The organism is Filimonas lacunae (genome assembly GCF_002355595.1).
GTDB lineage: Bacteria > Bacteroidota > Bacteroidia > Chitinophagales > Chitinophagaceae > Filimonas > Filimonas lacunae.
The window spans coordinates 635,933-651,496 of sequence record NZ_AP017422.1 but is presented as its reverse complement, the minus strand read 5'-3'; the positions used below and the strand labels follow the sequence as shown (position 1 = coordinate 651,496).

The following is a 15,564-nucleotide window of genomic DNA, read 5'->3' as shown; positions in this document are numbered from 1 at the left end:
TCAATTAATAGTGAATTAAGGGGTGGTAACAAGGGTACCGTCTGTTTTAAACCTTGGATATATCTGGTTCGCACCTACCGGAATAAAGTGTACCATATCCATATCGTTGGTACCGTTGCTGCCTGCGGCTACAGAAAGCTTTAGTTTATGCCTTCCGGTTACTTTTACATCAACAATACCCACCATGCGTCCTACTGCAAAACCAGCAGCTGGCACCATGTAACATTTCCAGCCAAGTGCTTCCTGCTCTGCATCTTTAGCAGCATCTACCGTAGAGTTCTTCACATGGAATTGAACCAGGGCGCTGGTTAACGGCACAGAGTCGAAGCTTACCTGGCAGGTAACGTTTTTATCACCACCCGATGCTTCCTGACGGTAACAGAACCATACTTTATATTTTCCTTTTACCAGTAACGGTGTAGTAAATTCAATCCAAGATCCGCTGCTGCTGGTGCCGAGTTGTATTTGCAGATAATCGCCCAGGAAACCGCTTTTACCATTCTGATAGGTAAGGCTACCTTTTTCCCATTTAACATCTGCTATATCACTTCCATACTCGAATACATAATTGGCTTTGCGGTAGTATGCCGCCAGACGGGTTAACTCAGGAAACTGAGCTAAATCCCAGTATACGGGGAAGGGACTGCGCAACTTCATAGGCAGGTGTGCAGTGGCACGATGCAATACGCCGTTAGTGGCTGAAACGTCACTGCTGGCCTGATCAATCAATACTCCCTGCTCATGCTCACCATTAAACTCATCATCATTCAGCAATACCTGTTGATTCACCACTTTATCGGTGATCACTTCCAATGGAGCCAGTGTTTCGTGCGAGCCAGCCATCACAATATCTGCCAGGTATTTGATATCAGGTAATATGTGGTAAGCCACAAACAGATGCAAACTATCCACCGCATTTTTAGGATCGCCGGTGTTGCAATACCTGGCTTTTAACGCCGCATAGCTGCTGTAGCCAGAATCTGCCAGGGCCTGGTTGTTTTCTGCAATCAAAGTATACCATTTGCGCACATCCCCCTGCTGTACCACATTCAGCGTATCGTAATAACCTGTTTCTTTTACTGCCTGCAGGAATATAGAGAAAGAAGCGTCTTGCTCCAGCAACTGGGCCACGCTGTATTGTGCCGGTGTTAACACGCCATCAATTACCTGTATCACCCCGTTACCTGTTGTAATGTTAGGCTGTGTGATATAAGCCTGACGGTTTACAATGTAAGAAGAAGAGCCCTCTTTATTAGCCACTCCCGTTATCAGGTATTGACCATACATAGTGGCAGCCGGTAACTTACCATCGGTAAAATTGCTGGTGTTCACTACTTCTTCCAGTAAATGCAATTTCAACAAACCTTTCAGTTCGTCTGCATCCATCTGATCAATGCTGCCCTTTCCTTTCTGTTGCAGCCAGGTTTTAACGGCAGCGTTGGTGGGCGCAAATAAGGTATAAGTGCCATAAGCATTTAAAAAGTCGCTATAGCCCACTTTGTCGATAATGTTTACCAGGCTGGAAAACTGATCAGGAAATTGCTTCAGGTAAGCCAGTATGTTTACATCAGTGGTAGTAGATTCTACCAGGTCTGTTTTCTTACAGCTTTGTACTGAAATTATTACCAGCATCGTAATGGCAATCACTGCCAGTGTAATCATCTTTTTCATAACAAGCAATGTTTTACTATTTATAGAATGGGTTCTGCACCAGGCTTTTATTGGTTTGCAGTTCATATTGATATATGGGAAAATAATGGCTGTTGTAATCTCTTATTTTGGCTTTGGCCGAGTTCATCATATTCAACGGAACCGTTACCGATACCAGGTCCAGCAATACATCCAGGTGTGCGTAGTTATTGCGTTTGGCAAAACGCAGCAGGTTATACCAGCGTTTACCCTCATACATCTGTTCCCTGGCCTGCTCTTCCAGCACAAAGCGGGCTACACCATCAAAATCAACAGCAGAAGGCGCATTGTCTGTTGACGGTAAAGCATTGGCACGCTGGCGAATCGTGTACACCAGGTTTAACGCTTCTGTACAGGCCGTTTCCGTTTTCAACTGCGCCAATGCTTCGGCTTTCAACAGCAAAATATCTGCATAGCGGTATACAAACCAATGTGCATACGCCTCGTCTGTAGCTCTTACATCCTTGTCATTTTTACCAACATACTTCCAGATGAGATTATCGGCAGCTCTTACCGATGCGCCATCACCACGTATGTCTTTGTTGAAACTTTCTGTGGAATACACCTGATCCATTACCACGGTAGAAGCCACAAATCGTTTTACATTATAAAACATGTACAGGAAGTTATTAATCTTCTGTTTATTGAACTGGAACTCAAACAGGCTTTCGTTGGAGTTGCCACTGTAGTAAAGTGTGTTGTACCAGGCAGTGCTACCACTGATCAATCCAAATTTTTTAGCGTTTATCACTTTGTTGCAGGCGGTAATGGCATCATTGTATTGTTCCATCCACAGGTACACATCTGCCTGTATAGCATTGATGGTATAGCGGGTAATACGCCCTTTATCGCTGGCCTGTGCGCCATAGGTTAACAGGGCTTTGCTCTCCGCGTCATTCAAATCAGCTAAAATCTGTTGCAACACTTCCTGCTGTGTACTTTTGGGCAACGTAACAATTTCATCATCGCTGGTGGTGGGCTCCAGCTTCAAAGGCACATCGCCAAAGCTTCTTACCAGGTAAAAGTAGAGTAAAGCACGTAAGGATTTAGCTTCGGCCAGGTAACCGTTTAATACATCCTGTGTTAAGGTTTTATCCAGGTTCATTACCTCAGGGGCATTCCTTAATATGGTGTTACAATAATTAATGGTTCTGTACAACGGCTTCCAATCGGTGATGGTGTTGGCAGGCGAAGTGTTCATATTCATTACTTCGTAGTCTTCTGCCTTGGTGCCGGTGGAAGGCGCCAGCATATCGGCCCGCAATTCACCCCACAGAAAAAGAATTTCGGATAAGTCGCGGGAATCACTACCGGCAGGATCGCCCAGTAAAGAGGCATAGGCCCCTATTACAGCAGCATGCACATCTTCTTTTGTTTTCCAGTAGTCTTCATTTACAATACCGTCCGAAGGTTTCAGGTCAAACCATTTCTTACACGAGGTAGTGCCGGTAAGCAACAGTATCAGTATAATGGCAAAGTATCGTTTGTTATATAACATAGCACAGCTATTTAAACAATCAGCGTAATTAAAAAGAAGCCGTTAAGCCCAATGTTATCGTTTTCACCGGCGGCGTCATAGAGTTGTCAGTAGCTACCCTGAATGGGTCACTGCCACGTAAACTCACTTCGGGGTCCTGTCCGGTGTATTTAGTCCATGTAAACAGGTTTTCTACGGTCAGGTAGCTACTCAGGCTTTTAATGTGTAGCTTATCCGTCAGCCTTTTCTCCAGCGTATAGCGCAGGGTTACTGTTCTAAAGCGCAGGAACGAACCATTCTCTACATACCTGTCGCTACCCAGCCAGTTATAACCTGTCTGGAATAAAGCACGTGGCACATTGGTAACATCACCCTCTTTGCGCCAGCGTTGCAGCACCGTAGTGCTTTGGTTATCGTAGCTATACATGCTGGTGCTTTTCATTTCTGTTGCATTTACAATATTGTATTTGTAACGGAAGCTGAAAAAGCTGGACAGTCTAAGATTGCCATATCCTACATTCAAACCAAAGCCACCTGTAAACATGGGGTTACTGTTGCCCAGGTAAACAATATCGCGGTAATCGATAGTGCCATCGTGGTTAACGTCTTCATACTTCGCATCGCCGGGCTGAAACACATAATCTGTAGCAGGATAGTTAAAACGCATATAAACAGGCTGACCGGATGGCGTAGTAATAGCACCACCTTTTTCATTGTGGGCAACGGTTTCACTCAGGTCTTTATACACCCCTTTATACCGGAATCCATAAAAAGACCCAAAAGGGTTGTTCACCTGCATATAGGTTTTATATTGTCCATTGGTGCTGATATTGCCTTTTTCAATGGGATAGTATTCTGATATTTCACGTATCATGTTTTCGTTGCGCGAAATATTGAAATTGAATTCCACCAGCCATTTCTTATTCTTATAAGGCACGGTGTTAATGGATAATTCCCATCCCTGGTTGTCCATGGTGCCTACGTTCATATCTACCTTGCTATAGCCGTTGATACCAGCTGTTTGCAGGTTATAGAAAAACAGGTCCCTGGTTCTGTTGCGATATACTTCCACATCCACTATCACCCTGTTTTTAAGCATAGCCAGGTTAACACCCAGGTTCTGCCCTATCACGGTTTCCCATTTCAGATTGTTCAGCTTCATGTTGGCAGAGTAGATGCCCGATTCATCCAGGTAGTTCCAGTCAAAATTGCTGTACTTATTGTAGTAGGTATAATCGTTTTTAGGCGCATTACCGCTTTGGCCGTAGCTCAAACGTAAACTCAATTCATCCAGCCATTTGTTGGTGTGCTGCATAAACGGCTCGCCCGAAATGCGCCAGCGGGTAGAGAGCGAAGGAAACAGGCCATAGCGGTTATTAGGTGCTAATCGTGAATTGGCATCGCCCCTTATACCTACGTTGAACATATACCTGTCTTTATAACCATATTGCGCGTTGATCAAAGCGCCTGCTGTGCGGGTTTGTTTGGTGGTAGCCGACAGGTTGGAGTTGGCGCCATTTACACGGGATGGTACAGAGGGGTCCTGCAAATCGGAAGAAGGCGTGTTGGAGGTTTGCGCCTGATAGCTGATACTTTTGTTATCATACGTCATCAGGTTGGCCAACGCTACCAGTGAATGATCGTCATTTTTAAACTTAGGCGTATATACTACTGCGGTTTTGGTTTGCACGTTAAAACCATCGTTATCCCCATCGTAGGCCTGGTTTACCACAGCTTCTGTCCAGGGACGGCCGGTAGCAATCTGTGGTAAAAATTGTTTATTCTTTGTGCCACTGATATCAAACTGCACATCCATAGTAGCCATCCACACTCCCGGTTTCAGGTTATACTGAATATTAAACTTGGGTATCACACGCTGGGTAATAATCCGGTTTTCGGCTGAGTTGGCCATGGCTACCGGGTTGTAGGTGTTGGGATATTGACCCTGTATATTCACAGCAGGTGAAAAATAGTTAGGTGTAAGATTGCCATATTCATCATACTCATAAATACCCATGTTAGGCATTTTGGTATAGGCTATAGAACGGATATTATCCTGCCCATCTTTCGAGTTTACAAAGTTGCGGCTGTTGTTGGTATAGGCAAAGGAAAGATCGGTTCTGAAACGCAACCTGTCCGATACGTTATAATCAAGGTTGATACGGGTAGAAATTCTTTTCATATCCGTTCCTTTGGTAACACCCACCTGTGAAAAATAGCCCAGCGATGCATAATACCTGGCTTTATCGCCCCCGCCTGTCATGGAAATGTTGTGATCCTGTATAGTACCCAGCCTGGAAATAGCTTTGATCCAATCTGTATTGTTACTGTAGTTTTTATACCAGTAAGGATCGTTGGGATCGTATTTAAACTCGTTTACGGTTTGCGTATTCAAGGGCACCCCGTTGCGGTTCATATAGGCTTCCTGTACCAGGGTGGCATATTGATAGCCATTGAGCATAGGAATAGCCTGTGGTTTGGCCGACAACGAACCTTTGAATGTGTAACTTAATACAGGCTTGCCTTTAGCACCACGCTTGGTATTGATCACCAGCACACCATTGGCGGCACGGGAACCCCATACGGCAGTGGCGGCCGCATCTTTTAAAATAGTAATGTCTTTGATATCAGACGGGGCAATGTTTAATAAAGACGCATAGCCCTGATCATCCGCCGTACCAAAGTTAAAATCGGTAGGTATCTGTGTTTCGTAAGGCATACCATCCACTACAATCAAAGGATCGTTAGAAGAGTTGATGGAAGAGGTGCCACGGATACGTATTTGCATGCCTGCACCGGGATCGCCGGAATTGGCAGCAATATCCACACCGGAAACACGGCCCTGTAATGCCTGGTCTATAGAAGCCGCCTGCATTTCCTCCATGTCCTTGGCATTGATTTTAGCAGCAGCAACGGTCATGTTCCTGTCCGACACGGGCAGCATACCGTTATCAATTTTCTTCTGTGCCACCACTATCACTTCCTCCATGCTTTTGCTTCCTGGTTGCAGGCTTACGTTAAATGTTCTGCGGCTGTTGATGGCCATGCCTTCTACATCCTGGAAGCCAATGATAGAAAAGGCCAGCTTATTTTTTACATTGGAAATGCGAATAGCAAAGTTTCCATCCACGTCGGTGCTAACACCCCGGATAATACGCTTATCTGCATCTACCTCTGTTACAGATACACCGTGTATGCCTTTGCCTTCTTTATCGGTTACTTTACCGGTTACGGTAATTCCCTGTTGTGCGTCCTGGGCATGGGCTGTTATGCCACAACAACAAAGCAGCAACAAGCAATATATTATGTAGTGTAATCGAATGTTCATACTTGCTGTTTTGGTTTATTGGGCATTATAGTTCAGAAAATTGTCTATCAGGTGAATCACACAACGATTGGATAATTGGTTGCTGTTATCCAGCTCCAGGTTGGATACACTGCCCCGGTTGTCGGTTATTTGCATGGCACCAGGCGAATTATACACGGTTATTTGCAGCGAAGTACCTACTGCATTTTTATACACAGTACCAAATTTGCCGCTTACATCGCCATCCGGTATCACCGTGTGGTTTTCCAGTATATGATATTGTATAAAGTTTTGCACCAATTGCTTATCAGCTGCTGAGGTAGGTGCAAAGTTGGGCACTTTGTTGGGTGCTGTGCCTGTACCTGGCAGCAAGCCGGCATTCACCGCTTTTACAATAGCCGCTTTATCTGGTATAAACACAGTATAAAAACCACCTGTCAACCCGGTGACCTGGTTGGTGGCAGCGGTATATATTTGTGAATTCTGCAGGTATTGCCAGAAATAATTGAAAGGCGAATTGACATCAGTTCCTATACGCCGGATGTGATATCCTATGTTGTTTTCGGAATAAGGCAATAGGGAGTTGAGATAATACACTCTGCCATTCATGGCCGTTTTACTACTGTCTACATGCGCCACCGCACCGGTTTCTACCAATGCAGCCGTTTGAATATTGTAATTATTATAAATGATATACTCCCCTTCAATGCCATTATCACCCGATTTTACAATGCCCTTACCAGCCAGGCTTTCCAGTTGGCTGCGATAAGGTTCCATAAATACACAGGTGCTTACAATACGCGCCAGTTTATCATATACCCCGTTGGTAGTAGTTCCTGCCAGGGTGCGGTATTCCCACTGACTTTTGGCCGTATTATAATAATAACCCGCTGTATGAAAAGCGGTATCGGGTATCAGCAATAAAGTGGCCTGCGTGTTGGCCTGCGTAAGTTTTACTTTCTGACCCGACACATCCAGTAAGCGGGTCATCATCTGGTAAGCAGGGTTTAAATACATTTTCCCATATACCGTTCTAAACACATTGGCTTCCTGTACTTTATTGGTGCCGTAAACAATACCGTTACTTAAAAACTGTTTATCTGTAACATCTGCATTGGCATCAAAGCGCGCTTCCTCTCCTGCCCCGTTGCGTGTAGTTCCAAACTGGGTAGGCCACACCACTGTAGAAAACATATGTGCATTTAAGAAGTCGGCTATTACCTGCACCGGCACGGCATCCAACGAGGGATAATATTCGCAAAGCACTTCTTTTACATACTTATCTACTGCGGCGTTGTCAGGTACAAACAAAGTCCAGCAATCTTTCTGGCCGTCATTGTCTTCTGCCTTTAAATGATTTTCGTTGTTAGGTGAAAAAGACAACAGGTAGTTATATACTTTAACATATACCTGATCGTTGTTACCTTTTAATATATTATACCGTTTAGTGGCATCGGCATTATAGGCAAACTGTACCATATTGTTCAGTTTCAACCTGTTTAATATGGCCCAGAAGCTGCTGTACTCCGGCTTATTTTTTACATATTCATCTATGCTGGGTTGCGGTGTAAGCACTTTGTCCACCTCATGTATTACACCGTTTTCGGCTGCAAGATCTGGCCTTACTACTTTAGCTGCACCAACGTTAAAACCAGTGTACTGCGTTTGAGGGTAGAAGTAATTGTAATCGGTTGCAGTTAACTGATGCGTATTAAAATAGTCATCTATAAAGTAAGAAATATATTTATTATTATAATCAGTTGACATATAACCACCCGCTACACTACCAGCCAAACTGTTGCGGTTATTAGCAATAGCGGTGATGGTTTGTCCATTGGCATCATGATCGGTATAAAAACCGGAGTAATAAGCAGTACGACGGCGGAAAGCAGAAGAAGGTATCCATCCTGCACTACCACTGGCGGTAGACTGGTAATCGTCCAGCCTGGCTTTTGTGTAGGAGTTATACACCAGTAAATACTGCACTATCATACGGGCAGTATCATCAGCTATATCATCAGCCGATGACTTGTGTATCTGTTGCAGATACGTAGTAAACGCTTCGTCATTAGGTGCAAACAATGTCCAGTAACCTCCATTGGCAAGTGTTTCTTTGTACCCTCCTTTGTCTATCAGGGTAAGCAGGCTTTTAAACTTACCCGCTGCTTGCAGCTGTTGGTAAATAGGGGGTTCCAGGGTTGCGGGTCTTTCGTAATGTTCGTCCCATTCTTTTTTACGGCAGCCTGCTAATGCGCACACGGCAGCCGTTACAAGCAATACGCTGGTAATGGTTCTGTTCATAATAGTAAACAGTAAATAAGTAAGTAGAAAAATGATATGTCAGCTTAACGCATGGGCATACGGCAGCAGCAGCTGTTTTTGCAGCAGTTATATGTGTTGCCTACCTGTGGGTATGCATGCGTTAGGGGTAAAACACAATACCCCGCATCGGTCGCGGCAACAATTCATTCAATAAAATACAAGTGGATAAGGAACAGGGCGTACTACCCTTCCAACGGACAGTTTCTATCTTTTTCATATAGCACTGCAATTAGCTTCTTAGTTATAAAATGGCAATCGTTAATTATCAGGCACTTGAAAATGGGGGCAAGTAGTACCTGATGAAATCGAAGATATCATAGATAAAGAACACAACTGTCCTGCTGTGTCCTGCTCAAAGGGGAACATTTGTAGCAAAATCAGGGAGCAGCGAAAGTTAACTACAACAGGATAAAGCTTCTATTCACCAGCGTTACAAGCAGGACAGTTACGGTAACACACGCCAGGTTAACAGGCGGCCAACAAAAGAGAATGAATCAGATTCTTATAGCAGTAAAGTAAATACATGCAGTTATAGGTATGATCCTTATAACTGTAAAATTCGTTACCAGTGCTATTGAACTTGTGCCCACTACTTCCCCATGGAGTGAGGAAGTCATGAGGATGATCCCCATAGCTGTAAAACTCATCGCCACTACTATGGGGATGATCGCCACTACTTCCTCGTGGAGTGAGGAAGTCATGGGGAAGATCCCTATAGCTGTAAAATTCGTCACTACTACTATGGGGATGATCGCCACTACTTCCCCATGGAGTGAGGAAGTCATAAGGATGATCCCCATAGCTGTAAAACTCATCGCCACTACTATGGGGATGATCGCTACTACTTCCCCGTGGAGTGAGGAAGTCATGGGGAAGATCCCTATAGCTGTAAAATTCGTCACCAGTGACCCGTCCTAAAAAAACTTGACAGTAGAGAGCAGTTAATAATAAGTAGTTGTTGCAAGATAAAATTTAATTCTAACATCAGTTTACAGGGGTCTCAGTGATCCTATCCTGATCTGTCAGGATGAGCGCATAAACCTGCTGTCAAAAACAGGATTCTCAAAATCCTGTTTTTTGTTACGTTCCAGCCAGCTCATCCGGGCTTCCTTAACAGGCTTGCGCTTAGTCCTGTTTATGATAAACTTAATCCTGTTTGGCGTTACAGAGCTTCCCTAATCCTACGTTGCTTACTTCTAAGTCCTGATTCTTAATAATATGCTTACTGTAAGTCCGCCAGTTCCTTTTGATTATTCCGGTTAGTTCATGTGCCTGGTCCGGCGTCAGATAACTTAAACTATCATGGGGGCTGCGGCTGTTGTATAAGTTTACGGCAGCCTGTACAGCTTTGGTGGCCTGAACTAGATCTTCAAACTCTTTATTAAGACTATATTCATGCTTTAGAATACCGTTAACCCGCTCTGCTATTGCATTCTGATAGGGATCTCCTTTATGACTCATACTAATATTGATCTGATAGTTTTGCAACTGTCCAACATAATCAGAACAGCAGTATTGTACACCGCGATCAGAATGGTGTATGAGCATGTTCCGCCCAGGCTGCTGTTCATTTAAAGCCATGTTTAGCGCTTCTATGCTTCCACGCGCTGCCAGATTAGGCCACAGGCGGTAGCCAACTATTTTACGACTAAAAGCATCAGTTACAAGACTCAGGTAGCAGAAGCCTTCTGATACTCGCAGATAGGTAATATCACTAACCCAAAGTTGATTTTTACCTGTTAATATCAAGTGCTGTATTAAGTTATCATATTTACGGTAAGGATGGTTGCTATCGGTGGTAATAGCACGCCGTCTGCGATGACGGATAAGCAGGTCATAGCGTTCCAGCATATCAAATAGAGCATCACGGCCCATTTTAATTCCATGCGCCTGTAGCTGAGGTTCCAACAGATAGTAGAGCTTACGGGTACCCAAGCGAGGTTGTTCCTCCCGTATTTCTTTCACCATTTTTACTACAATAGAATCTGTCATTTCCTGCTCAGCCTGGGTGCGTGTAGCATAATACCAGGCTTGACGGGTCTTGCCAAACACTGTACAAAACTGACCTACCCCAATATGAGGGTGCAGTTCTGTAAGCAGGTTCACTGTTTGGCACCAGGCTTTTTTCGGATGGGAATTTTGAGATCATTTTCCGCTACATCAATGAGCGTTTCGAGGGCAATATTCTTGATCTCAGCGTGTTCAAGCTGCTTTTGAAGCAGTTTTACCTGCTTCTCTAATTCTTCCAGCTTCTTTTTTTCCGCTTCAGTCATTGCAGGTAAAGTTACTACCTCAGGAGGATATTGCTTACAAATCAAACGAATCTGTGTGTCGCTTATACTCAATTCAACCGTTGCCTGAGCTACGCTAACGCGTCCATAATGAATCTCACGCGCCAGCCAGCGCCGAAAACTTACTTCGTAATGATTGATACGGGGATCATCACTCAGCTTCACCCCAATTACGTTTTTAAAACTCTTGATCTGACTGTTTTTAGCCATCTTCTTTTCAGATTTAGGCTCTTAACTGTCAAGCTATTTCAGGACGAGACACAGTGCTATTGAACTTGTGCCCACTACTTCCCTATTGCGTGGGGGTGCCATGGGGAAGGTTTTTATAGTTAAAATACACACTTTTTGTTAATAAAACACCCTTGAACCACAGGCAATGCGCTCTGGTCAGGGCAATAAAAAAGGAGCAGCTTACGCTACTCCTTCTCCTTATATCTTATTGATCTTATTTAAACAATGGAATAAAAACATACTTCACCAGGATGATAATTATGCATATCAGAAACATAAATATAGAGATCCTGTTCATGCCGTGCATGGCCTTTGTATAAGTATTGGTAGGTACATTAGGATCTTTTTTCTTAATGTATAAATACTCTGCTATTTGTCTCCAGAAACCCATAATACCTATCATTTATTAATTTACTCGGCTGCCAGCTTGTTGGAAGTAGTGGTGTATTGCACCAGGTAATAACCGCCAAACAATACAGCAGAGAAAAATACGGTTGAATACAAACTGTTAGGATAGAATGGCAGTGCATCCTGGAAACATAATATTAAGCCATCCCATGTTTTAGGACGGTTAAAACCTCTGGTTCCGCTGTTTGAAGCCCATAACAGGAAGTTTGACAGGAAAAAGTATACTGTAGGAGCAGCCAGTGAGGTACAAAAAATGCTCACCACTTTGTTTACAACACCTCTTTCGCTTACTAAAAAACCGAGGGTGGTTAATGCTGCAAACAGTAAATAGTTCTGTAACTGACCTTCGTAAAAGCCCGGAAAGTTTGATTTTCCCATCAGGTACATTATCTGAAATAATACATCGCCTAAAAACAAGGGGATCAACGGCAGTGCAAATGCCCACTTTTTGTTATTTCTGAATATAGCACCTCCAAATATGGCCATAGCAAACTGCGGCGTAAAACCACTGGTATGGTTAAACATCCGGCAAAGGATAAATACTACCATCAACAGGCAAAAGGCAATCAATACAGATTTAGAATTCTTCATTGCGCAACAAGTATTACTAATAATACGACAAAAATACAGTTTTTAGTTTAAACGGGGTACAAAAGCCCTGTAAGCCAGTACCGGCTCAAGTGCCTGTAACTCATAGGCTTCCGCTGCCAGAATGGCTACAGCGCCCCCCTTTCCTATGGTAACAATACCGCGCCCGGCTAAGCGCAGGGTGCCTTCTATTACCACGATGATTTCCAGCGATGTGCTGATATGACGTAGCGACTGGCCGGCTGGCAGCTGAATTTTACTGATGCCGAAGTCAGGTACGGGACAATTGTATACTCTTTCCCCTTTACCTGTGTCATCGCCCTGCATAATTACCGGGGTAATGCCTTCAAAGGTGGTATGTTTTAATAATTCAGGCACATCTACGTGCTTGGGGGTTAACCCGCCACGCAGTACATTATCGCTGTTGGCCATCAGCTCAACATTCTGTCCTTCCAGGTAAGCGTGCGGTACGCCTGCTCCCTGAAACACAGCACCACCTGGCTGCACTTCTACAATGTTGAAGAAGTAGATGGAGAATACACCACGGTCAATATCACCAATAAACTCCTGTCCTTCATATAATTTGGCTACCCACCAACCTGGCTGGTGTTTGGTAAGCTGTCCAGCTTTGAACTTCTGTCTTTCAGCCAGTACCAGCGGTAACAGCATTAAATTCACCTGTTGCTGTGGCAGCTCCATTACGTGCTGATACAGTGCTTTATACCCTTCTTTTTCAAATAAAGGAGCCAGGGAAGAAAAGGCAGGTACACTGTTAAGTACTTTTTTCAGCGCTTCGGGTTGTAAAAAACCGTGCAGCAGCCAAAACTCACTCAGGGCCACCATTACTTCGGGCTTATGGTTCCTGTCTTTATAGTTGCGGTTGGCGGCGTTAATAGGAATACCTGCTGCTTCCTCGGCATCAAACCCTTTCTCCGCTTCTATTTTGGAGGGATGCACCTGAATACTCAGCATTTCCTTTACGTCCAGTATTTTAAACAGGTAAGGCAATTCGCCAAAACGGTTCCAGGTTTCTTTACCTAAAGCCACTTCGGGTAACTGCTTTATCAGGTAGTTCAACTCAATTACATCGCTGTTGGCACGCAACAGGGAAGGTGCAGAGGGGTGGGCGCCCATCCAATACTCCGCATAGGGTAAAGGAGGGTTGCTGTTTTGCATTTGTAACCAATGAGGGATATAGTCATATCCTCCCCACGCATAATGCTGCACTTTGCCTTTCAGTTCGTAAATTCTATCTTGTAACATATTAACACCATAAGGGTTTAACCCGCGAAAGATACTACAATGTCTGATAATAACACAACCGGCAATAAGGGGGAAGCGTTGGCAGCCGGCTGGCTGCAGCAGCAAGGGTATGCCATACTGGAACAGAACTGGCGGCACAAACGCTGCGAGGTAGACATTATAGCCACCCGGCAAAACCGGTTACATTTTGTAGAAGTAAAAACGCGCACATCCACTATTTTCGGGCTTCCCGAAGAAAGTATCAACCGTACCAAAATGAACTGTTTAAAGCAGGCTGCCCTGGCTTACCAGGCACAAAACAATACTTGGGTGCTGCTACAGTTTGATGTGCTGTCTATTAACCTGCACGCCGGAAAACCGGATGAATATTTTTTAATTGAAGATGTATTTTTCTAGTCGGGATAGGTAAATATCCACTCCCCTTTCTTCTTTACCACCTGCTGTTGCATACGCTCTACCATGCGGTATGTTGCGGGACAATACTCCACATTTTGCTGGTGAACGTGCAGGTAATCTTTCATTTTACGCTTGGTTAAATGCGGAAAACCGGCACAGTCATCGGGCCTTACTTCGTAAATGTGGCATTTGTTGGTGGCAAGGTTTAAGAATTGACAAGGTTGCTTTTTATTCGACCATTCCCCTTCTTTTTCATCGTAATCCAGCCATTGCTCTTTAAAAGCCGATGGGGTCATTTTTAAATGCGTAGCTATACGCTTTATATCCTGCTGCGTAAACGTGGGGCTCATAGTTTTGCAGCAGTTAGCGCACGATAAGCAATCTGTGTGCTGCCACACTTCTCCCTCTAACGCAACAGCCATTTTATCTAAAAAACGCGGTGGCTCTTTTTCCAGCTTGCCTAAAAACCTCCGCATCGCCACTTTATTCTCACTCACTTTTTGTTTGAAAGCAGGAAAATCTACCGGTTTTGCCATGTAACATCCAGGTTAGTTGAACAGATTCAATACGGATTAACAATATGAATGTACCATAAAATTGTTTTCTTTACCTGTAATAATAGGCATCCTCTATGTGGCAGGCGTATAAAAAAGGGTTTAAAGCTTATTTGCAGCTGGAACGTTCACTGAGCGATAACTCGGTAGAAGCTTACCTGCGCGATATAGAAAAGCTGACGGAATACCTGCTGGCCACCGGCAATCAAAAGGCCCCATCGGATGTTACCCTGAAAGATTTACAGCAGTTTGTGCAATGGGTGAATGAACTTGGTATGACACCCAGTTCGCAGGCCCGCATTATTTCGGGCATTCGCGGGTTTTATAAATATTGCCTGATAGAAAACATTACTGCTATAGATCCTACCCCATTGCTGGAAGCCCCTAAGCTAAAACGCAGCCTGCCTGATGTATTAAGCTTTGAAGAGATTGAGCAGCTGATAGGGGCACTGGATATGAGTAAGCCGGATAGCGCACGCAACAAAGCCATATTGGAAACAATGTACAGTTGTGGCCTGCGGGTAAGTGAAGTGATCAACCTTAAAATCAGTTGCCTGTACCTGGATGTGGGCTTTATCCGGGTGATTGGTAAAGGGGATAAAGAAAGACTGGTGCCTATTGGCAGTGATGCCATCAAATATATTAAGCTGTATAAAGATAATGTGAGAGTGCACCAGCAGCCGCAAAAAGGACAGGATGATATCCTGTTCTTAAACAGGTTTGGTAAAAGCTTGTCACGCGTGATGATCTTTTACATTATCAAGGACCTTGCATTAGCAGCTCAAATAACCAAAAACATTTCACCCCATACTTTTCGTCATTCCTTTGCCACTCACCTGGTAGAAGGTGGGGCCGACTTGCGGGCTGTACAGGAAATGCTGGGCCATGAAAGTATTACCACTACAGAAATATATACGCACCTCGACCGGGATTACCTGCGCGCTACCTTACACCAGTTCCATCCGGCCTTTCAATAAAAAAAGGAGGCTGTAAACACAGCGCTCCTTTTGACAATCCAAGGGGGATATAATATGTTGA

The 15,564-nt window shown here is 44.1% G+C and carries 13 protein-coding genes; 3 read left to right on the top strand and 10 right to left on the bottom strand.

What is annotated here, in order from left to right; translation table 11 throughout:
• Positions 1–15 precede the first annotated feature (15 nt).
• The 4 genes from FLA_RS02690 to FLA_RS02675 are packed head-to-tail and all read right to left on the bottom strand — an operon-like array spanning position 16 to position 8,774.
• Entirely contained in the window at positions 16–1,671 is a 1,656-nt protein-coding gene (locus tag FLA_RS02690; RefSeq protein WP_076382991.1) for a fasciclin domain-containing protein, read from the bottom strand.
• Between the two features lie 16 nt (positions 1,672–1,687).
• Positions 1,688–3,187 carry a RagB/SusD family nutrient uptake outer membrane protein gene (locus FLA_RS02685; RefSeq protein ID WP_076382988.1) on the bottom strand — a complete coding sequence of 500 codons (1,500 nt, stop codon included), beginning with the start codon at positions 3,185–3,187 and terminating at the stop codon, positions 1,688–1,690.
• 28 nt (positions 3,188–3,215) lie between these two features.
• Positions 3,216–6,494, bottom strand: coding sequence for a SusC/RagA family TonB-linked outer membrane protein (locus FLA_RS02680; protein WP_076382986.1), 3,279 nt, complete (start codon positions 6,492–6,494; stop codon positions 3,216–3,218).
• Between the two features lie 15 nt (positions 6,495–6,509).
• Positions 6,510–8,774: a fasciclin domain-containing protein gene (locus FLA_RS02675; RefSeq protein WP_076382984.1), complete on the bottom strand. Its 2,265-nt coding sequence runs from the start codon at positions 8,772–8,774 to the stop codon at positions 6,510–6,512.
• Positions 8,775–9,332: 558 nt separating this feature from the next.
• Between FLA_RS02675 and FLA_RS02670 the strand changes: the two genes are divergently transcribed.
• A complete protein-coding gene (locus FLA_RS02670; protein WP_076382982.1) occupies positions 9,333–9,713 on the top strand; it encodes a hypothetical protein in 381 nt (126 codons plus the stop codon).
• A 228-nt stretch (positions 9,714–9,941) separates the two neighbouring features.
• Here FLA_RS02670 and FLA_RS02665 read toward each other — a convergent pair whose 3' ends face one another.
• The 5 genes from FLA_RS02665 to manA all read right to left on the bottom strand — a co-directional run bounded on the left by FLA_RS02665 (position 9,942) and on the right by manA (position 13,576).
• On the bottom strand, positions 9,942–10,901 hold the full coding sequence (locus FLA_RS02665) for an IS3 family transposase (RefSeq protein ID WP_096510685.1): 960 nt from the start codon (positions 10,899–10,901) through the stop codon (positions 9,942–9,944).
• Positions 10,898–11,296, bottom strand: a complete 399-nt coding sequence (locus FLA_RS02660; protein ID WP_076383029.1) for a hypothetical protein — start codon at positions 11,294–11,296, stop codon at positions 10,898–10,900. The genes FLA_RS02665 and FLA_RS02660 overlap by 4 nt, the downstream gene beginning before the upstream one ends.
• 235 nt (positions 11,297–11,531) lie before the next feature.
• Positions 11,532–11,708, bottom strand: a complete 177-nt coding sequence (locus FLA_RS31980; RefSeq protein WP_317043538.1) for a DUF6728 family protein — start codon at positions 11,706–11,708, stop codon at positions 11,532–11,534.
• 20 nt (positions 11,709–11,728) lie between these two features.
• Positions 11,729–12,316 (bottom strand): DUF6580 family putative transport protein, encoded by a 588-nt coding sequence (locus tag FLA_RS02650; RefSeq protein ID WP_096510683.1) that lies wholly within the window; start codon positions 12,314–12,316, stop codon positions 11,729–11,731.
• A 42-nt stretch (positions 12,317–12,358) separates the two neighbouring features.
• The gene (gene manA, locus FLA_RS02645) at positions 12,359–13,576 is read right to left on the bottom strand and encodes a mannose-6-phosphate isomerase, class I (protein ID WP_076381847.1); all 1,218 of its coding nucleotides are present in this window, start codon (positions 13,574–13,576) and stop codon (positions 12,359–12,361) included.
• A gap of 39 nt (positions 13,577–13,615) precedes the next feature.
• Here manA and FLA_RS02640 point away from each other — a divergent pair, with 39 nt between their 5' ends.
• Entirely contained in the window at positions 13,616–13,972 is a 357-nt protein-coding gene (locus FLA_RS02640; RefSeq protein ID WP_076381846.1) for a YraN family protein, read from the top strand.
• Here the strand turns inward: FLA_RS02640 and FLA_RS02635 are convergent.
• The gene (locus tag FLA_RS02635) at positions 13,969–14,508 is read right to left on the bottom strand and encodes a YkgJ family cysteine cluster protein (RefSeq protein WP_076381845.1); all 540 of its coding nucleotides are present in this window, start codon (positions 14,506–14,508) and stop codon (positions 13,969–13,971) included. The two genes, FLA_RS02640 and FLA_RS02635, sit on opposite strands and share 4 nt — an antisense overlap.
• A gap of 95 nt (positions 14,509–14,603) precedes the next feature.
• Between FLA_RS02635 and xerD the strand changes: the two genes are divergently transcribed.
• On the top strand, positions 14,604–15,503 hold the full coding sequence (xerD, locus tag FLA_RS02630) for a site-specific tyrosine recombinase XerD (protein WP_076381844.1): 900 nt from the start codon (positions 14,604–14,606) through the stop codon (positions 15,501–15,503).
• Positions 15,504–15,564 lie beyond the last annotated feature (61 nt).